At 39.4% G+C, this 20,051-nt stretch carries 16 protein-coding genes, 1 pseudogene and 1 other annotated feature; of the genes and pseudogenes, 4 read left to right on the forward strand and 13 right to left on the reverse strand.

Translation table 11 applies throughout. The annotated features are described in order from the left end of the window. Positions 1-54: 54 nt before the first annotated feature. From QE450_RS15220 to QE450_RS15250, 7 genes are all read right to left on the reverse strand, one after another. Positions 55-858, reverse strand: coding sequence for a metal ABC transporter ATP-binding protein (locus tag QE450_RS15220; RefSeq protein ID WP_307300318.1), 804 nt, complete (start codon positions 856-858; stop codon positions 55-57). Between the two features lie 50 nt (positions 859-908). Next, positions 909-1,940, reverse strand: a complete 1,032-nt coding sequence (locus tag QE450_RS15225) for a metal ABC transporter solute-binding protein, Zn/Mn family (protein WP_307300322.1) — start codon at positions 1,938-1,940, stop codon at positions 909-911. A gap of 209 nt (positions 1,941-2,149) precedes the next feature. Next, the gene (locus tag QE450_RS15230) at positions 2,150-4,195 is read right to left on the reverse strand and encodes a peptidoglycan D,D-transpeptidase FtsI family protein (RefSeq protein ID WP_307300325.1); all 2,046 of its coding nucleotides are present in this window, start codon (positions 4,193-4,195) and stop codon (positions 2,150-2,152) included. A gap of 33 nt (positions 4,196-4,228) precedes the next feature. Continuing rightward, on the reverse strand, positions 4,229-6,235 hold the full coding sequence (locus QE450_RS15235; RefSeq protein ID WP_307300328.1) for a peptidoglycan D,D-transpeptidase FtsI family protein: 2,007 nt from the start codon (positions 6,233-6,235) through the stop codon (positions 4,229-4,231). 167 nt (positions 6,236-6,402) lie between these two features. Further along, a complete protein-coding gene (locus QE450_RS15240) occupies positions 6,403-8,424 on the reverse strand; it encodes a peptidoglycan D,D-transpeptidase FtsI family protein (protein ID WP_307300330.1) in 2,022 nt (673 codons plus the stop codon). A gap of 132 nt (positions 8,425-8,556) precedes the next feature. Next, positions 8,557-9,711, reverse strand: a complete 1,155-nt coding sequence (locus QE450_RS15245) for a transglutaminase domain-containing protein (RefSeq protein WP_301263379.1) — start codon at positions 9,709-9,711, stop codon at positions 8,557-8,559. Between the two features lie 30 nt (positions 9,712-9,741). Further along, positions 9,742-10,200, reverse strand: coding sequence for an ATPase (locus QE450_RS15250; RefSeq protein ID WP_273613525.1), 459 nt, complete (start codon positions 10,198-10,200; stop codon positions 9,742-9,744). Positions 10,201-10,381: 181 nt separating this feature from the next. On the opposite strand from QE450_RS15250, the gene QE450_RS15255 reads away from it, so the two are divergent. Beyond that, a complete protein-coding gene (locus tag QE450_RS15255; protein WP_273613526.1) occupies positions 10,382-10,717 on the forward strand; it encodes a toprim domain-containing protein in 336 nt (111 codons plus the stop codon). Positions 10,718-10,781: 64 nt separating this feature from the next. On the opposite strand, the gene cyoE is transcribed toward QE450_RS15255, so the two are convergent. Further along, complete coding sequence (cyoE, locus tag QE450_RS15260) at positions 10,782-11,723, reverse strand: heme o synthase (protein ID WP_273613527.1); 942 nt, start codon at positions 11,721-11,723, stop codon at positions 10,782-10,784. Positions 11,724-12,207: 484 nt separating this feature from the next. Here cyoE and QE450_RS15265 point away from each other — a divergent pair, with 484 nt between their 5' ends. Continuing rightward, the gene (locus tag QE450_RS15265; protein WP_274171916.1) at positions 12,208-13,203 is read left to right on the forward strand and encodes a metal-dependent hydrolase; all 996 of its coding nucleotides are present in this window, start codon (positions 12,208-12,210) and stop codon (positions 13,201-13,203) included. A gap of 128 nt (positions 13,204-13,331) precedes the next feature. On the opposite strand, the gene QE450_RS15270 is transcribed toward QE450_RS15265, so the two are convergent. The 3 genes from QE450_RS15270 to QE450_RS15280 form a co-directional block, all read right to left on the reverse strand. After that, positions 13,332-14,282 (reverse strand): ABC transporter substrate-binding protein, encoded by a 951-nt coding sequence (locus tag QE450_RS15270; protein ID WP_373462047.1) that lies wholly within the window; start codon positions 14,280-14,282, stop codon positions 13,332-13,334. Between the two features lie 63 nt (positions 14,283-14,345). Continuing rightward, positions 14,346-15,371, reverse strand: a complete 1,026-nt coding sequence (locus tag QE450_RS15275; protein ID WP_307300340.1) for a FecCD family ABC transporter permease — start codon at positions 15,369-15,371, stop codon at positions 14,346-14,348. Positions 15,372-15,373: 2 nt separating this feature from the next. After that, positions 15,374-16,378 carry a FecCD family ABC transporter permease gene (locus QE450_RS15280; RefSeq protein WP_307300343.1) on the reverse strand — a complete coding sequence of 335 codons (1,005 nt, stop codon included), beginning with the start codon at positions 16,376-16,378 and terminating at the stop codon, positions 15,374-15,376. Between the two features lie 300 nt (positions 16,379-16,678). Here QE450_RS15280 and QE450_RS15285 point away from each other — a divergent pair, with 300 nt between their 5' ends. Further along, on the forward strand, positions 16,679-16,864 hold the full coding sequence (locus tag QE450_RS15285; RefSeq protein WP_204826848.1) for a hypothetical protein: 186 nt from the start codon (positions 16,679-16,681) through the stop codon (positions 16,862-16,864). Between the two features lie 23 nt (positions 16,865-16,887). On the opposite strand, the pseudogene trpS reads toward QE450_RS15285, so the two are convergent. Then, positions 16,888-17,878: pseudogene (gene trpS / locus QE450_RS15290) on the reverse strand (tryptophan--tRNA ligase). A gap of 45 nt (positions 17,879-17,923) precedes the next feature. After that, positions 17,924-18,198, reverse strand: a binding site (T-box leader). A gap of 103 nt (positions 18,199-18,301) precedes the next feature. Between trpS and QE450_RS15295 the strand changes: the two are divergent. Continuing rightward, the gene (locus tag QE450_RS15295; protein WP_307300345.1) at positions 18,302-19,282 is read left to right on the forward strand and encodes an aldose 1-epimerase; all 981 of its coding nucleotides are present in this window, start codon (positions 18,302-18,304) and stop codon (positions 19,280-19,282) included. Between the two features lie 310 nt (positions 19,283-19,592). On the opposite strand, the gene QE450_RS15300 is transcribed toward QE450_RS15295, so the two are convergent. Further along, positions 19,593-20,000, reverse strand: a complete 408-nt coding sequence (locus QE450_RS15300; protein WP_204826851.1) for an O-methyltransferase — start codon at positions 19,998-20,000, stop codon at positions 19,593-19,595. Positions 20,001-20,051: the final 51 nt, after the last annotated feature.

Below are 20,051 nucleotides of genomic sequence, written 5' to 3' on the forward strand. Positions count from 1 at the left end.
CATCATTTTAGTAAAGTCAGCTATTCTTTATTCAGCACTTGATTGAATATGCAGTTACTTACCTGCAAGCACAATGCCTTCTTTACCTTGTAACACTGCCATTTTGCCACCATATGTCTGCTGTAGCATATCAGCATTAAATATATCTTTCACTGCACCTGCACCAATCAATGTACGATTCAGTAACAATACATCATCAAAATAGGATTCTACTGTCGATAGATCATGGTGGACAACAAGAACTGTTTTACCTTCTGCTTTGAGTTGTTCTAGCAATGAGATAATCGCTTTCTCTGTTGTAGCATCGACTCCGGCAAACGGCTCGTCCATCAAATACAATTGAGCTTGTTGCGCTAAAGCTCTAGCTAAAAAAATACGTTGTTGTTGTCCACCAGACAATTGGCTAATCTGCCGTTGTGCATAATCCGCCATTCCTACTTTGCGCAGACATTCCATTGCTGTTTCGCGTTCAGTTTTGCTAGGACGGCGGAACCAACCTAATCGTCCATATGTGCCCATCAATACAACATCCAAAGCATTTGTAGGAAAATCCCAATCTACCGATTCACGTTGTGGCACATAGCCGATTTTTTTACGGTTTTGTTGATATGTTTTGCCGTATACTTTGACATCACCTGCGATTGAAGGAACTAATCCTAATGATGCTTTTAGTAATGTCGATTTGCCGGCTCCATTGGGACCAATCAGACCAATAAGCCGTCCCGGTGCTAACGAAAATGATACGTCCTCTACAACCGGCTTTTTATGATAAGCTACTGTAAGCCCTGAGACCTGAAGAGGTAACGATTGAGAATCATTGTCTGTTACACGAATACTGGTAAAAGCAGAACTTGTCATACATAAACCTCCTTGTGTAATAAAGTGTTTGAGTATATAAATCATTTATATTATTTGAGCGCTTCTACAATCGTATCTGTATTGTGGCGTACCATTCCGATATAAGTTCCTTCTTCTGTACCTGCCTCGCCCATCGCATCAGAGAATAACTCTCCTCCAATTTGGACGGTATGCCCCATTGATCTAGCACCTGCAATAATAGCTTCCATTGATCTAGAAGGCACACTAGACTCTACAAATACCGCTTTGATCCCACGTTCTACCAATTCATTACGTAGATCGCTTACGTCTTTAGAGCCGTATTCTGCGGCTGTACTAATGCCTTGTAATCCTTTTACTTCGATATTGTAAGCATCTCCGTAATATCCAAAAGCATCATGAGCAGTAATCAATACTCGACCCGACTCTGGAATACTGGCTATTTTGGTCTGTACTTCTTGATGCAAAGTATTCAATGCTGCTAAATATTGAGTAGCATTCTGACGGTAATCTGCTTCATGTGCAGGATCAGCTTCAATCAGTGCGGCTTCTATCGTCTGTGTGACATTCATCCACAGGCTTACATCGAACCAGATATGTGGATCATATTCGGTTGCTCCATCTTCACTGTATCGTAGCTGTGTAGGATCGATATTTTCAGCTACAGCAACAACATGACGAGATTTACTCATTTTCTCCATAATCTTGGTCATGCTACCTTCTAAATGCAATCCGTTATACAACACCAGATCGGCATCATCTAATTTACGAATATCCCCTTGCGAAGCTTTGTACATATGAGGATCGACACCAGGACCCATTAATCCTGTTACCATCACATGTTCTCCACCTACTTCACGAGCCACATCAGCAATCATTCCTGTTGTTGCTGTAATTCGTAATTTTCCTCCTTCTTCAAAAGAAGGTGAATCATCAACAGCTCCCTGAATCGTGGTACATCCACTGAGAATCAATACAATTACAGCGATGCTTATTCCATATACAATGCGTTGATATAGCGGAGAGGATAATCCTGATTTGCGATGGCGCTTATGAATTAAATATGCTTGCGCCCATGATGATTTGGAACGATGAACTGACATATATGATCCTCCTATCATTTCAAAATACTCCATAACTATCTACCAATAATCTAAACGCCAAATCTTACATTGAAGCAATTATTTTTCGTATATGACTATATTTTTATATAAAGAAATAATGTTTCCCTTGTGCAAATTTTAAAGTAGAGCGCAAAAAAAAGCAAGAGGCTATTTTGCCCCTTGCTGGATTCATCGTAAAGACCTATTATTTAACGAATTAGCGAATCTATTTCTCCACTTGCTTCTACAATCGGTTTCTTTTTAGAAATACCGTCTAATCCATATTGTTGGTCATACGCTTCAAAAATCTGACGTGCAATAGGAGCTGCCCCCTGAGCACCATAACCACCTTCAGGAACAACAACTGCCACTGCTAACTTCGGATTTTGTGCAGGCGCATAAGCGATAAAGACCGCATTTTCAATCGTTTTACCTGTAGCCATCCGTTGTTGCGAAGTTCCTGTTTTGCGACGATAATCATAAGGAAATCCTTTGAACGCATCCACTTCACTTTGCATTCCTGATTGAACCGCATCCCAATACTGAGAAGGCAAATCTACTTTGTTAAGCACTTCTTTTTTGAATTTTTTTGTTACTTTCCCATCTGCATTGCGAATCTCATTCACAAATTGTGGTTTCAACCGTTCTCCACGATTCGCCAACATCGCTGTATATTGAGCTAACTGTAAAGTAGTATATTTCCCTTGCTGTCCAAAAGAAGCATAGGCTAGCGCAGATTGAGCACTACCAGATTCCATCTCATGTATATATTCTTTGTATCCTATATATTCTGCGGCAAGTCCACTTTCAGTAGATACACCTAATCCAAATTGCTCCATATATTTATCCCATACTTCTACACCTGGTTTACCTTCATATTTCTGATATAGTCGTTTACCAACCATATCCACCATAAATGTATTGGATGAATGAGATATAGCTCTAATAGGGCTTAATAGTCCATAAGCTCGGCTACTTGCATTACGTACTTTAGTGCCATATCCTTCTTTTCCTAATGTGGTAATACCATGATCATTATAACGATCTCCAAGTGTGAACAATTTTTCATTTAAGCCAATTAACACAGATAAAGGCTTCATCGTCGACCCTAGTAAAACAACCGAAGAAGGATGATCGCCACCACCTGGACGATTGACAGATCGAATAGCGCCATTCATATAGTAAGGCTCTATATTTTTCCATTCACTTTCAGTACGTGTATCTTTACTCCAAATATTACTATCATAATCAGGCATACTTGCCATAGTAACTACTTTACCTGTATCTATTTCCATGGCTACTGCATACCCCGTTACAGCATTAGGAGCACTAACTCCGCGTGTGCCTGAATAACGTATTTTGGCTGTATGCTCTGTAATCGCTTTTTCAGTAGCTACTTGTATCTCTTTATTGATTGTTAATACCAGATCAGACCCTTTAACAGGTGGAATCAGCTCTGTCGGTCCAGAAGCCATATTTTTGGGATTGATTGGCACTCTGCGATAACCACTTTTTCCTCTGAGTTCATCTTGATATAACAGTTCCAATCCATCAAAACCTACATTTTCTATAGCCGAATATTTCATGGCAGGATCTTCACTTGAATTTCGCTGAATATTTTTGTATTTATTTCTACTCATTGAGGAGACAAATGGTCGCAAATACCCTACAGTCTGGACAGCCACTGTATCTGTATCATAGTGCCTAATGTTTTCTTCTACAATTTCGATCCCTTTAAATTCATTTCTACGTTCTAGAAAATAAGCAATTTCTTTATTGGATAATCCTGTTTTGATACGTCTTGGAGTATATCCATTTGCTTTGGCATATGTAGTATCCATAGCTTTAAAAATATCAACTGTTGTTAATGCTTTGGTGTTAGGATCACCATATTGATCAAATATTTTTTGTAGCTTTCTAGCTAACTGCTTCGCTTCTTGTGTACGATCTGACCGATTATAATCTTTGTCTAATGTTAAATATAATGATTGTGTTGGTTCCGAGTACGCAATAGGTTGCATACTTGAATCATAAATGGTTCCGCGTGTTGGTAAAAGAGGAACTTCTTTCACAATATCTCCTTCAGCAACTTTACGTAATTCAGGGCCTTCTACAAATTGAATAATAGCTAATCTGACCACAATAATTGAAAATACAATAAACGTTATAAAGAAAAAGATATTAAGCCGAATCGCAAACTGTTTCCGATTTTTTTCCTGCTCATTTTCATGAGCAGGACTTTTATTAAAATTCATAGATATCCACCTTTTGTAAATGTATTAATCTGTTTATTCTGTTGTCGTTTCTTCTGTAACAGCTTTACCTTTAGGTACTCCATCTAATCCATAATATTGATCATACGCATCGAAGATTTTTTTAGCGACTGGAGCTGCACTTCGAGAACCAAATCCACCTTCTGGAATCATAACCGCAATCGCCAACTTCGGATTGTTACGAGGAGCAAAAGCAATAAATACTCCGTTATCGACTAATTTGCCATAAATCGATTGCTGCGATGTACCTGTTTTACGAGCCACATCATAACGATAATTTTCAAATACAGGAACTTTACTTCGCATCCCTTGAATAACGGTATTCCAGTATTCATCCGGGAAGTTTACGGTATTTAATACTTCTGGTTGAATTTTTTTCACTACATTACCCTCGGCATCTGTAATTTTACTTACAAATTGAGGTTTGAGACGTTTACCACGATTCGCAAGTGTTGTAGCATATTGCGCTAATTGCAATGTTGTATAACGTCCTTGCTGTCCAAAAGAAGCATAGGCCATCGCTGCTTGTGTACTACCAGCAGCTTCAATATTCATATACTCTCCACGACCTTCATTTTCGTAAGGAAGTCCGCTTCCCGTAGTCACACCTAGTCCAAATTCTTTCATATATTTGTCCCAAACGTTGACTGATTTCGCACCATGTTTGTTGTACATACGCTTACCAACCATATCGACCATAAAAGCATTAGAAGATTTTTGGATAGCAGTGGTAGGTGTTAAATAATTAAGAACCTCTCCTAATGCATTACGTACACGAGTCTCATGACCTGCTTTACCAAACTCTGCATATCCACGATCTGAGTAACCAGCATAAGGTGTAAATAGTCCTTCTTCCATTCCAATTAATACACTTAACGGTTTGATAACAGAACCCATCAAGACCATCGATGAAGCTCCTTTGCCACGGTATACTTCTCGAATTGTCCCGTTGGCAGAGCGAGATAGAATTTCATTGATCTGGTCTTGGCTAGGGGCATTTCCCCAGATATTTGAATCATAATCTGGCATACTCGCTATAGCGACAACATTCCCTGTTTCCACTTCCATTGCTACTGCATATCCTGTTTGGGCATTAGGTGCATACGCATTCCCACTACTATATGAATGTAAATACGCAAGTTGATCTGTGATCGCCTGCTGAGCAACTAATTGTAGGTTTTTATCAATGGTCATCCATAGATTATTACCTTTAACTGGTGGTGTTAAAGTAGCACGTCCATTTACACGATTGAGTGCATTGATTGGTGTTTTTTTCACACCATTGGTTCCGCGAAGTTCATCTTGATACGTATACTCAAGACCATCTACACCTACTAATTCAGTATCTATATAACGAGATTCTTCATCTGTTAATCGAGCACGATTTTTATATTTATTCATTGAAGTTTTTACACCATAAAATGCTTTAAGATAACCTACTGTCTGTACGGCTAACTGATCTTTACTATACTCACGTACACTTTCTTCCCTTACTTCTATCCCTTGGAATTGATCTTTGTGTTCAAGAAAATAAGCGATTTCACTATTACTCAAATCTTTTTTGATTCGGCGCGGAGTAAAACCGTAGTTTTTTATATATTTAATATCCATTTCTTTTTCGATTTCAGCAGCTGTCATTTTTCGATCAGGATCACCGTATTTATTAAATACACGCTTGAGATCACCAATAATTTGGTACAACTCTGGCTTATTTTTATCCAAACGATAATCTTTGCTCAGTGTAAAATATAACGATTGCATCGAAAGAGAATAAGCAACTTTGGTTCCTGTTGCATCATAAATATTACCCCGCGTAGGTACAATCGGTGTGATGTCGTTTGCAACATAAGCTTCTTTTTCTTTCAATGTTGGGCCTTCTACGAATTGTAAAATAGCCAAACGTACAATAAGCACACTAAAAATAACAAATACAGAGAAAAAGAATATATTCAAACGCACCGAAAATTGCTTACGATGACTGACTTCGAGGTCCTCTGATGATTGATCTTTCCACTTTTTCATTCGGGTTGTTGAACCTCCTATGTATTTCGTTCCATATAATGTTGTTCTTTCTTCATTTTAACATATGTTAACGAGATGTAGACTACAAAAAGATAACAAAAAAGCGAGTTCCTCTTTAGAAGGAACCCGCTACGCTACAATTTAGATCAATTACGCTAATTTACTATTTAATTATTACTACTATCTATTGCTTGATCGGTTGTTTTGGCTTCTGATACTTTTTTCGGAATACCATCTAATCCGTATTCTTGATCATAGGCATCAAAGATTTTGCGAGCTACTGGAGCCGCACTTTGTGCACCAAATCCACCTTCAGGAATTACAACAGCAACTGCCAGCTTCGGATTATCTCGTGGAGCATAAGCGATAAATACACCGTTATCCACTAAATGACCATATACTGATTGCTGCGATGTACCTGTTTTACGAGCATAATCATAAGGGAAACCATCAAATCCAGATACTTTACTCTTCATTCCAGACTTAATTGTCGACCAGTAAGAATCCGGGAAATCGATTTGGTTAACCACTTGTGCTTTTGTTTTCTGTACAATATTACCTTCTGAATCGGTAATTTTGCTTACCAATTGAGGTTTAAGACGTGTGCCTTTATTCGCTAATGTTGCTACATATTGCGCTAACTGTAGAGTCGTATACTTCCCTTGTTGTCCAAATGAAGCATATGCCATTGCTGCTTGCGCACTACCAGCAGCTTTAAGATTCATATATTCGCCTGAGCCCTCACTTTCATAAGGAAGTCCACTTTTCGTAGATACGCCCAGACCAAATTCTTTCATATATTTATCCCATACATTAATAGATTCGCCACCGTATTTGGTATACAACTTTTTACCCACCATATCGACCATAAATGCATTCGATGAATGTTCGATGGCAGTAGAAGGAGTCAAATAACCGTAGACGTGATTGCTAGAGTTACGTACTTTGGATTCGTATCCTGCTTTACCAAACTGAGCAAATCCAATATCTTGATAACCACTATAAGGTGTGAATAATCCTTCTTTCAATCCTACCAGAACACTTAACGGCTTAATAACCGAACCCATTAAGACCATTGAAGAAGCATGTCCTTCGCGGTACACTTCACGAATCGCTCCGTTAGCATAGTAATGCTGAATATCTTTATATTTGTCGTCCGTCATACTTTCCCATACATTGGAATCATAATCAGGCATACTTGCCATAGCGACAATATTTCCGGTATCCACTTCCATCGCTACTGCATATCCTGTTTGGGCATTAGGTGCGTAAGAGGAACCACTGCGATAAGAGTGAAGGAACGACAATTGATCAGTAATCGCTTGTTGCGTTGTTTTTTGTACATTTTTATCAATGGTCATCCATACGTTATTGCCTTTTTCAGGGGCAGTCAGTTCAGTACGACCACTTGCAATATTCATCGCATTCACAGGCGTTGTTTTGAGACCATTTTTACCACGTAGATCATCTTGATACGCATATTCTATACCATCTACACCGACGAATTCGGTATCTAGATATTTTTCTTGAGGATCTTCTAATCTCGCTTTGTTTTTATAATGATCCATCGTATTACGAACACCGGCAAAAGAAGACAAGTAACCTACTGTCTGCACAGCGACACGATCGGTATCATAATGCCGAACACTTTCCTCTACAATCTCAATTCCCGGGAATTGATCTTTATGTTCAAGGAAATAAGCGATCTCTTCATTGGTCAAATCTTTTTTGATCCGACGCGGCGTATAACCGAAGTTTTTGCGATACGTAATATCCATCGCTTCGATGATCTGATCTGCGGTCATCGTTTCATCTTTATTACCGTATTGATTGAATACCTTTTTGAGCTTACTCACAATGCCATATAATTCGTCTTTATTTTTTGCTAAAGAATAGTTTTTTTCCAAAGTAAAATATAAAGACTGAGACGACGTAGAATAAGCAATTTTTTCACCAGATGCATCCATAATATTGCCACGGATCGGTGGAATAGGCGTACTTTTACTCGAAATACTTGCTTCTTTTTCTTTCAACGTTGGACCTTCTACGAACTGCAATACCGCCAGACGAACAATTAAGACACTAAAAATGATAAAAGTCGCAAAGAAAAACACATTCAGCCGAATCGAAAACTGACGTTGGTTTTTCAACTCGCGCTTTGACGGATCGTCCATACCCGATTTATTCATGTTGTAACATTTCCCTTTCTCTTACGGCACTACATGATGCCTGTCATTCTGTACATCAACTATAAAACGAGGCGACATTTGAACTTTTTTTATCATACCATAGACAACCTGCTGTTGAATATTTTCGCTCTTTTACAACACACTTTGCTCAATATGAGTCTCTGCGAATTTGGGCGGATTAAACCAATCGCCTGCGGAAGCCCATGTTGGATCAAGAGGAACCCATTGTGCTGAATCCGGTAAATACACTTGATTCCACGCATGAGGACCATAACCACCTTGTCCATTATAACCAAGACCTGTAACCACTCTTACATCAATTCCCTGAGAACGTGCCATTACAGCATACAACCGAGCATAATCGATACATACCCCTTTACGAGTAGCAAATGTTTCTTCAGGATTTTGTTCATGCCAGATTCCGCGTTGCTCATAATTTTCGACTTTACTATAATCATAAGTGACCCGTGAGCCTACCCATTCATATAACAAACGAGCTTTGCTTTCTGTGCTTGTTCCTTTGGCTACAATCGCTGCTGCCGCATCTTCAATATCAGACGGAATGCTACGATCAACGACATCATATTTGCGTTGAAAAATACCGGTTAACTCTTTCTCCACTGCACTGGTGAACACAGGTAATGTATCAGCTACAAAAGAACCGGTTAACGGCTTAATCACAGTGGATACACTTTGCCGATACAACGCAGAACCTTCTACATATGAAGTTACAGTTGTACTTGGATAAAGACTGACCACGATAAATAAAATCAAAATAACCATAATAGACCGAACTGCTCCGTTAAGCAGTCCTATACCTCCACCTGCTAAACGATTCAGCCATGAAGAACGCTTAGGTTCTCCCCCCATAGAGCCACGGCTCCATTTTTCCGGTAAAAGCAAGACGGTTAGCAATGAAAAAGCGATACTGGCTACTACATAACTCAAAACAAATAACACAATAAAACGTAACAACGAAAATTCAGAGATCAAATAAATCGCTGAGTAATACATTTCACGCCACCATTCCAATTGACCTTCCGGTGTCACAGAAGATACGCTTTGCGCCCAGGACTGCACATAAGGAGAAGCCCACAACGCAAAAGGAGCAGCTAATACAAGTGCTAACACGGTTAACAATGTACGTCCAGCCCATGAGAGCAATCGCCCTGCTGAACGTACTGCACCATGACGTATTCCTTGAATAATAGAGAATACTATAATGACATATATTAAAACCGATACTGGACTGCTATCGAAAAACGTGGACAATTCATTCATCGTCATACAGGTCCCCCTACATTTTGATCATGCTATTTAAGAAGGGTTACCTGATGTGCCAGCGTTCGATTTAGCTTCTTCTATAAAAGATTTCATCGTTCCCTTCACATCCCATTCACCCAAAGACACCCCGCGGAAAGTAACACTTACTGTGTTTTTACCAGGTGTTCCTAATACTTCAAGATTGGTGGTGCGAATCGTATACGTACCATCTTGATTTTTTTCAAATTTGGCATCAGCGGCTTCTTTTTTCATCACTTCTGTTGCTTCTTGCTGTAAGGCTGAAAGGGTCTGCTCGGTTACACCGGATACCGTATCTTTAATTTGATCCATAGAAATCCCACTGTATATGAACAAGGCGACAGCAATAATAATCACGATCAACCATTTGATTACCGTTTTGACCAGATTAATTACTAGAAATAGTATAATTAAGGCAACCAGAATGATTAGCCAATTTTGTTTGAAAAACTCGCTCCACACTTGCCAATCCATAGCTTCAACCTCCAACTTTCATTTTTCATGATGAATGCATTTGTGTAATAATACATACCCTACTCTATAACCTTTGTTCATTATACAAGATGTATAGATGATATGTCAGCAAACGCTCTAGATCGCTTCATTTCGTAAGCTATCTTTTGATATATTACAATAATTGGAAGGATGTGATACGATGCATATTATTGTCGAAGGCAAAAATGATCGCAGTCGCTTACGCCGCTTATTAAAAGAAGAAGTACACATAGAATGTACATTTGGAACACTCAATGCCTTAAAATTAGAAAAGCTACGCAAACAAATCGGACATGATGAAGTATATTTATTTATGGACAATGATCCTGCTGGCAAAAAAATTCGTGGTGTATTGCGTGATACGTTTCCCGATGCTATTCATATGTACACAAGACGTGGTTATGCTGGTGTTGAAGGCACCCCTGATGAATATCTTGTCGCTCAATTAGAAAAAGCAGGCTTGGAAGAGTATATTATTTACCCCATCATATATTAAAAGAACACCACATAGAGTTGTCTCTCCTGTGGTGTTCTTTTTTTATCATTCTAGAGGTAGAAGCTTATCCTTTATGAACGGTATCGATAATCATCATAATAAAACTAATCGTCAAATAGTTAATCGAAAAAATAAACGCCGTTTTCGCCCACTTGTCATTGTCTTGTTTTCTAAATCCGGCTACTGCCATCCCGAACCATAATACAGATAACACCAGTGATACGATCATAAAAATAATACCTGTATAGTTGTACATATACATCAAAATAGGAATAGGAATTAACAAAGCAATATACGGAAGCATTTGATACTTTGTGCGTTGGATTCCTTTAACGACTGGCAAAAGAGGATAACCTGCTGCTCGATATTCTTCTACACGGCGAATACCGAGTGCCCAGAAGTGTGGTGGTTGCCATAAGAATAACATAGCAAATAATAACCACGCGCCTAGATCCACATGATTGGTAACTGCTACATATCCAATAACTGGTGGCATTGCTCCTGATATCCCGCCAAGTGATGTACTCCATGTAGATGAGCGTTTTAACCACAGTGTATAGATGATCACATAAACAAACATCCCAAGCACACCAAATGCCGCTGCAAGCAGACCTGAAAATAATGTCAGTACCGTCAATCCGAGTATACCTAATATGATCGCATACCAGAGCACAATATAAGGTGAGATACGACGTGTTGCTAATACACGATCTTGTGTGCGTATCATTTTGGTATCCAGCTCACGATCAAAATAATTGTTAAACACACATGAAGAGGCCATCACCAACATCGTACCTAGCAATGTCCATAACAAATGGATGTAATCTACATTCCAACCAGAAGCGAGCCAAAATCCACCGAAGGTCGCAATCAGATTCGATCTCAAAATCCCTGGCTTGGCAAGCGTCACAAAATCTCTCCAAGTCACCGGTTGATCTGAAGGCGAAGGTTCGGTAGAGGATGTTGTGGAATCCGAAGAAGTCTGATAACTGATTTGTTTATCCACGCTGATAAGTTCCTCCCTAGCGCTTAACTCTATAAGCGCAATATCTTGTAGTACCTTTAACATCATTTTTGCAAAGCATACAATCTTTCTTTAAAATAGGGTCACATGCCCTGCCGAATACACCATAGGTACTATTCACTTTATCATACCTATTATAAAAAGTCTTTTGGATTCATCGTTGTCATATCGCCGTTTATGACAATTTATTGACAGACTGTGTCATGGTTAAAAGATTCATCTTTTTGCAATTGGTTTATCATAATCTGAACAGGCAATTATTACGTATATCATGTAAAATAGCTATAATCCATTTGCTAATGTTGCCGATATCAATAAAGTATAGAGCTTTTTTATTACATCAGAAGATGTCGCGCTTTTACTGCCAAGCGCTTATCGTAAGATATTTTGTTACACAAAAATCATTTTTTATTACATCAGAAGATGTCGCGCTTTTATTGCCAAGCGCTAAAGGAGAGAAATTGTAATGGATACTGCCACCCATTTTGCTATGGGATTTGGACTTGCTGGACTTGCTTATGTGGATCCTGTGGTCGCTTCTGATCCAAGATTGGCTATTGCTGTAATGGTAGCTACGATTGTAGGTTCACAAGCACCGGATTTTGATACGATTTTGAGATTTAAAGATAATGCAACCTATATACGCAATCACAGAGGAATGTCACACTCTCTTCCTTTTATGGCGTTATGGATATTGTTGATTGGTGTAGGTACATCGCTGTTGATTCATCCAGCCGGCATATGGCATGTGCTGTTATGGACAGCTATTGCTGTGATGGTGCATGTGTTTACCGATTTATTTAATACGTATGGGACACAAGCGGTCAGACCGTTTAGCGATAAGTGGATATCATGGAATATTATTAACATTTTTGATCCGTTTATCTTCAGTACTCATATTCTTGCTTTATTATTGTGGATTACAGGTCTAGTCGCACCTGCTCCATTATTTATTACCCTTTATGTAGTGATTGCACTCTATTATGTATGGCGTACTGTAACTCATTTTGTTCTGACGAAAAAAGTAGAAGAACTGGATATCGAAAACGGTCGTTCTCCTGAACCTGATGGACATTATGTATTGATTCCAACGATTTCACTACGTCGCTGGCATGTCGTTCATGCTAAAAAAGATGGCAGTTATCGAATGGGATGGTACAGTCCAGATCGGTTAATCTGGGCAGACTATATTGAATCTATGGATCATCCTGCGATTGAAGCTTCTCGCAAACATCGCGATATTCGTGCATTGCTTTATTTTTCATCGTACACGGTCTCAGAAGTAGAAGAGACATCTACCGGTTATATTGTTCGTTGGGCAGATGTTCGTTATCGCCATCGTCGTCAATATCCTTTCGTAGGTGTAGTAGTGATGGATCACAATTACAATGCGATTGATTCTTATGTAGGTTGGTTAAGCCCTGACAAAATGAATGATCGCTTAGGTCTACATGTAGGCTAACTTCTATAACTAAATGATACAAATGCAAAAGAACCTCTAATCTATCTAGATATACAGCAGTAATGCTGAATATGACTAGACTCTGATTAGAGGTTCTTTGTTTATTGTTTATTCATTATAGCTTCAATTTATTTACTAAATAATTGCTCTGCATCTTCCAAAGCCATTTGTTGTCCTAAAGAAGAATAATCAAGCCACTTTTGTCCATCCAATACATATACGTGTTTATTTTTAACAGCTTTAAGGTTCAGCCATAACGGATTTTTTTCCAATTCATCAAAATTCGTTTGTGCATCATTTCCTTTGCTAATAATCACGAAGATCGCATCTGCATCAAAATCAGGCAACACTTCTTTGGAAATGACTTCATATGGCTCGTCTTTTGAAAGTTGATCTAATCCATTTGCCATCTTCAGCTTCAAATCTTCAAACATAATCGGCCCTAGCGGACGCGCTGTACTCATCACACGTAATTCTTTAGGTGTCATTCGAATCGCCATCACCTTAGCGTCTGCTCCTAATTTGGTATGAATCAATGTGCTGACTTGCGCTGCTTTGGTATCGTATTGTGCAATAAATGTATCGGCTTCTTTTTCAAGCCCTACATGTGTTGATATTTCTTTAAGCTGATCTTGCCATGTTCCTTTATCCATATCGATCACAATCGTAGGTGCAATTTGCTCAAATTTGGCAATATCTTTACCGGAGTATTCTTTATCGATATAGATAACATCTGGTTGCAGAGCAAGCAATGCTTCCATATCAGGATCAGTCACAACTCCTAATTTGGTTGTTCCTTTGAGACGATCTGCTACATGTGGTAAAAAGTCTTTAACATCGCCACCGATAACAGAACCAGCCGGTTGGATACCCAATGCCAGCAAATTATTTGTAATATGGATCGACATAGAAGCAATTTTGGCTTTGGCATCATGTACGATAACCCCATTTTCTTCTTTGACCATACTGGAAGAAGATCCGGAAGTAGATGAAGACGTTGTTGAAGCCGCTGGTTGTCCACACGCTGATAACAAGATCATAATGGCTATAAAGACACTGGTTACTAAACTATTTTTGATATTCATACGGTATTTCCTCCAAGATGTATATTCAGTCATTAATGGTTAAAATCATTTTTTTCATTAGACTGTTTTCTTAAATAAAATATAAATAAAATAAGGGCCACCAATTAATGCTACAACTACGCCTGCCGGTACAAAATTCGGTTGGAAAATGGAGCGTCCGATCGTATCAGCACTTAGCATAATAATCATTCCAATCATCGCGGCTACAGGTATCATATATTGATGGCGAGCGCCTACTAATTGTCTTGCAATATGCGGAGCAATTAAGCCGATAAATCCAATTGAACCCACCATAGACACACTGGCACAAGCTAATCCGACAGCTAATAATAGCAACACCAACCGGCTTTTCGTGGTGGAGTTACCTAGACTTGTCGTAATCTCATCTCCCAGTACAAACATATCTAGCGTTCTGGAACGTAGATATACCCAGGGAACCAAAATGATGATCCATGGAAGTAAAGACCATACATGAATCCAATCTCGCCCCCATACACTTCCAGCTAACCATGTTGCTGCAAAAGCATATGTATCTGGATCTAATTTCAAAGACAGCAACAAAGTAATCGCACTGATCCCTGCTGCCACAGCGATCCCTACAAGAATCAAGCGAATAGGAAGCAATCCCCGCTGTCTGTCATACGATAACATAAAGATGATAAAAGCAATCAATACACCGCCGCCAAAGGTAAATAAAGGAATCAGCAAAGCGATAGAACCTTCCATCGTTCGAAAAAAGGAAACAAAAATGATCAATCCAAATCCTGCTCCAGCATTAATTCCTAATATACCCGGATCAGCAAGTGAATTACGGGATATCCCTTGTAGAACAGCTCCGGCAATCCCCAGACCTATTCCTGCTAACATAGTGATTACTATGCGAGGTAGTCGATACTGAAACATAATAAGATTTTCAATCTTAGAACCTTGCCCTAACCATGTCCACATCACACGTAGTGGCGATAATCGGATCGAGCCTGTATTAAGACTGATCAATACGATCATCATAGCTGCAACGACCATAATGATCATCATCCAGAGTGCCCGGCGTTGTTTGCGATCCTGCAACTGTTGAATATCCATCGTTATAATCCCCTTCCTTCTTTACGTGCTAAATAAAGAAAGAATGGCACCCCAACTAGCGCAACCATAGCACCAATCGCAAATTCTTGCGGTGGACTAACCATTCGTGAAGCAAAGTCAGCCCATACTAATAAAATAGCGCCTAACAATGCAGAGAACGGAATGACTACCCGGTAATCAACACCGATCCAGCGTCTGGCAATATGAGGAATGACCAATCCTACAAAACTGATTGAACCTGCAACTGCTACAGAAGCACCAGCTAATATTACCGCTGCTATCATTGCCAATACTTTTACCGATTTTGTACGAATGCCTAGATTCACAGCTGTCTCATCACCTAGCGCTAGAAAACTGATCGAACGCCCCATAGTAATAGTCCAGATGATAATCACGACCACAATAGGAATCAATAGATGAAGATGTTCCCATGTCACACCTGATACACCACCTGCATACCAGAAAGCCAGATCTTGACTCAAGCCAAAATAAAGTGCAATCCCTGTACTTAATGAATGCAACATCGCTGCAATCACAGCCCCGGCAACCGTTAATTTCAAAGAATTTAGACCACCTGGAGTAAATGATGCTAACACTACAATGAGTAAGGTAGTGAGTGCTGCGCCTACAAACGATAACAACATCAGATACGAATAAGCTAATTGAGGTAAAAAGGCAAAACATAATGCTACGACAAAAGCCGCTCCAGCATTCACACCAAGTATCCCTGTGTCTGCCATAGGATTACGGGTTACCCCTTGCATCAAAGCACCGGCAACAGCAAATGCCATACCTGTAAAAACAGCCCCCAACACACGTGGTAATCGAATATCATATACAATTTGATGTGCCGTCACCGTAGAATCGTAATGAAATACAGCATCCCAGACAGTCGCGATCGGTAATGATTTGGCTCCATAAGAAACAGCCATAAATATCGATAGCACCAAAATAATCAGTGCAACTAGAAACAAGCCACTCACTTGTATACTTTTTATTCTATTCATAGTTGTATCTGTAAAAACCTCCTATACCTGTCCATCATCTCTATTCAGGCGGTAACACTTTCTTATTTCAACACAATTGAGAATAATAATCAATTAGAATTTAAAAAAGCCTGCATATCGATATTTCTACCGAAAGTACAGGCTTTTACAGGTATTACTTTATCTGTCTATTCAAATATATTGAATTTCATTTCAGAATGAGACTTGACCCTTATAGTCTGCTCAGGCACAATAGAAAGTAGTTATTATTCAAGCATGTGTCCGCATGATCGGACCATATCATTCAGGAGGCTATCCATCATGAGTAAAGGTCTTTCGCTGTGGTTTGCCGTCTCTTCTATTGTATTGTTAATGTTTTGTGCAATCGCTATCTCTTATTCTGCATGGTTAGCCATATTGCTAGGTGTCGTGGCTATCGGTAATATCGGTTGGGGATTTGTCACCAAAGCCAAACGTCAACGTCAAGCAGGAACACCTACTGTCTAGCATATAGCTATCTTTATTGTAAATTAACGTTGAGCAGGTAAAAAGCCCATCCGTTCTTTTACAGCTATCAATGTTTTCTCCGCTACGGCTTGTGCATTTTCAGCACCCTGGCGGAGAACTTGATGAATTTCTCCAGATTCACGAATATCGCGATAACGTTGTTGCAACGGTTCTAGACCTGCAACGACAACCTCTGCTAGTTCTTTTTTAAATCCACCGTACATTTGTCCTTCATATTTAGCTGTTATTTCATCCCAAACTAAGCCCTGAAAATTGAGAATAAATACTCATCAAATTACTGATCTCCGGCTTGTTTTGCGGATCATACATCACTTCTCGTCCTGAATCTGTAGTAGCGCGACTTAACTTTTTGCGAATCACATCAGGTGGATCAAGTAATGCGATAAAGCTACCTACATTCGGATTACTTTTACTCATTTTTTTCGTACCATCATCCAGTGACATAATACGTGCGCCTACTTTTGGAATAAACGGTTCTGGCACTGTAAAATAGTCTCCAAAACGATGATTAAATCGTCCTGCTAGATCGCGTGTTAATTCCAAATGTTGTTTCTGATCGTCACCTACAGGAACCAGATCGGCATTGTATAACAAAATATCTGCCGCCATTAATGCCGGGTATACAAATAATCCTGCACCTACCGAATCTTTACCTTCGGATTTATCTTTGAACTGAGTCATCCGTTCCAATTCGCCCATCGCTGCAAGTGTCGTCATAATCCATCCCAGTTCTGCGTGTTGAGGAACATGTGATTGTAAGAAAATATTTGCTTTTACCGGATCAAGCCCTGCTGCTAAGTATAATGCTGCTACTGATTCTGAAGCTTCGCGTAATGCTGCTGGTTCTTGAGCGACTGTAATTGCGTGCAGATCCACTACCATAAAGTAACTATTATAGTCTTCTTGTAGTGCGACAAAGTTTTTCATTGCACCGATATAGTTACCAATAGTTAACAAACCACTTGGTTGAATACCTGATAATACCGTTTTCATGTATTGTTCCTCCTTATTTTAGAAAACAAAAAAAGCCCACATCCTGCAAGGGACGTGTGACCGTGGTGCCACCCTTATTCATCAAAATAATATAGTCGTATATGGATATACTCTATAAGCATTATTTTAATCTTGAATGTGTTCAGATAACGGCGAACCACCGACCTACCTACTACAGACCCATCCTCATGTTATCTCAGATGTCCGGTTCAGCACAGCACTCCAGAGTCCATTCGGCAAAAGTTCTCCGCTGATTCGCATCATCCATCAGCTTTCTGAAGAAGCTCTTTTTGCGTACTACTCTCTGTCATCGTATTCTTAGATCTCATCATAATTGGCAAATGTGACATTGTCAAATCCCAATTTCGCTCAAAATCTGTTATCATGGATGTATATTTCGATGCAGAAAGAGGGAGCAGCGCCATGAAAGTAACCAAAGGAACATGGAACGGTTATGACACGTATATTTTGAAAAGTCAGCAGTTAGAAGTTACATTGCTGCCAAGACTCGGTAACAATGTAATCGGCATTCGCGACTTGCAAGAAAATCGTGAGATTTTGCGCCGCCCGGAAGAAAGTGATCTTGATTTTTATTTGCAAAAACCGTATCACTTTGGCATGCCTATGCTAATGCCACCTGGACGAATCCGTCGTGGACATTTCGAATATAGTGGAACAACGTATCAATTTGATCAAAATACAGCCAACGACAATCATATTCATGGGTTGCACCGTACCCAGGCATGGCGTGTATCCGATATTGATGAGAATGATGAAGGTTGCACGATTACAACTGAATTATTAACAGCAGACGATCCGAACTGGATGCGTCAATATCCGATTCCACTTCGTTTAGAGATGACATTACAATTGCAAGGTACTTCACTCATGCAACGTATGAAAATAACCAATTTGGGTGATACATCTGCTCCATTTGGATTCGGTCTACATACGTGGTTCTTATTAGATGGTGAACCACAGCGTTGGACATTAAAGATTCCGGTTAGCGACCAGTTGTTGCAAGATGCCGAACAGATTCCTACGGGCGAAGTAGTGCCTTTGGATGAATGGGAAGAATTAAATACAGGTATGAATATGGCAAATCGGAACTGGGATAATTTACTTCGAATCGGTGATAAGCGACCGGTCAGTGCAGAATTAACTCGTGATGATGGTTATGGTATTCGTTATTCTGCTGATCCTGATTATTTCAAATATTGGGTACTGTATACCAAAGGCGAAAGTGATCAGTATCTATGTATTGAGCCTTATACTACATTGCCAGATGCAGCCAACTCTACACATTCGCAAGACTTCACAGGCTTGATTGATGTTGCTCCTGAACAGCCTGTTGAATTTAGTCTCCAGATTGATGTGATTGAAAAGTACACTCAACTGAAATAAAAGTAAGCTACCGTGATGAGATAAATAATTTTAAAAATCTCTATCATAACGAACATAACGAAAAAACGTGCAGATTACTTATCGCTAGATAAGTATCTACACGCCTAGGTGACTCTTATCGGAGTCATCTTTTTTCGTGTTGCTATTATATTGCTATTCCTTCTTATAAAGATTCATCGAATATATAGTGACGTGCAGATTCACGTCGTACTTCTGTAGAGTTCTATAACATATATAAGGTATGAGTGCAGTAAACATGATGATCTAAATAAAGCTCGGAATATCTTGCTGTAAGCTTGCTTCGTCGATATTAGGACAACTCTGATTGTACTTCGCTGTATGTAGCTCTTGGATAGCGAATCATGTGGTTAGCCATATTGTAGTTAGATTCAATCGTAGTATCGACCGCAATCATTCCTTTACGAATAGCAAATTCGTAACTGATTTCCCCATGCGTCCAATGATTTTTGAATTTTAGCGATTCAATTGCCATTTGTCGAAACGATTTGATCTGAATACTGCTTAATCCTTCTTCTGGCCCGTTCCACTCCCCATTTCTTCCTGCGATCGGGTTGTGTTTAATACCGAATTTACCAACAGTGTTGTTACGGATCTGAATAAATACAGTACCCGAATCCAAATTGGTCAATTCATTTTCAAGCTCCTTGAACACGATGTCGAGTTGTCTCGCTAGAGAAACTAGATCGTTCTTAGGCATTTTTTCCCCTTCCTCTCTCTAAAACACTTGTTAATGTAGGACTTCTGACTC

Origin of the sequence: Paenibacillus sp. SORGH_AS_0306, assembly GCF_030819345.1 — a bacterium.
Taxonomy (GTDB): Bacteria; Bacillota; Bacilli; order Paenibacillales; family Paenibacillaceae; genus Saccharibacillus; species Saccharibacillus kyungheensis.

Excerpts from the sequence above, each read along its gene's own strand:
- QE450_RS15300 (WP_204826851.1), bottom strand. The coding sequence starts at position 20,000 with ATGCCTAAGAACGATCTAGTTTCTCTAGCGAGACAACTCGACATCGTG.
- QE450_RS15265 (WP_274171916.1), top strand. The coding sequence starts at position 12,208 with ATGGATACTGCCACCCATTTTGCTATGGGATTTGGACTTGCTGGACTT.
- QE450_RS15225 (WP_307300322.1), bottom strand. The coding sequence starts at position 1,940 with ATGTCAGTTCATCGTTCCAAATCATCATGGGCGCAAGCATATTTAATT.
- QE450_RS15250 (WP_273613525.1), bottom strand. The coding sequence starts at position 10,200 with ATGGATTGGCAAGTGTGGAGCGAGTTTTTCAAACAAAATTGGCTAATC.
- QE450_RS15295 (WP_307300345.1), top strand. The coding sequence starts at position 18,302 with ATGAAAGTAACCAAAGGAACATGGAACGGTTATGACACGTATATTTTG.
- QE450_RS15220 (WP_307300318.1), bottom strand. The coding sequence starts at position 858 with ATGACAAGTTCTGCTTTTACCAGTATTCGTGTAACAGACAATGATTCT.
- QE450_RS15235 (WP_307300328.1), bottom strand. The coding sequence starts at position 6,235 with ATGAAAAAGTGGAAAGATCAATCATCAGAGGACCTCGAAGTCAGTCAT.
- QE450_RS15245 (WP_301263379.1), bottom strand. The coding sequence starts at position 9,711 with ATGACGATGAATGAATTGTCCACGTTTTTCGATAGCAGTCCAGTATCG.
- QE450_RS15255 (WP_273613526.1), top strand. The coding sequence starts at position 10,382 with ATGCATATTATTGTCGAAGGCAAAAATGATCGCAGTCGCTTACGCCGC.
- QE450_RS15240 (WP_307300330.1), bottom strand. The coding sequence starts at position 8,424 with ATGAATAAATCGGGTATGGACGATCCGTCAAAGCGCGAGTTGAAAAAC.
- QE450_RS15280 (WP_307300343.1), bottom strand. The coding sequence starts at position 16,378 with ATGAATAGAATAAAAAGTATACAAGTGAGTGGCTTGTTTCTAGTTGCA.
- QE450_RS15230 (WP_307300325.1), bottom strand. The coding sequence starts at position 4,195 with ATGAATTTTAATAAAAGTCCTGCTCATGAAAATGAGCAGGAAAAAAAT.
- QE450_RS15285 (WP_204826848.1), top strand. The coding sequence starts at position 16,679 with ATGAGTAAAGGTCTTTCGCTGTGGTTTGCCGTCTCTTCTATTGTATTG.
- QE450_RS15275 (WP_307300340.1), bottom strand. The coding sequence starts at position 15,371 with ATGGATATTCAACAGTTGCAGGATCGCAAACAACGCCGGGCACTCTGG.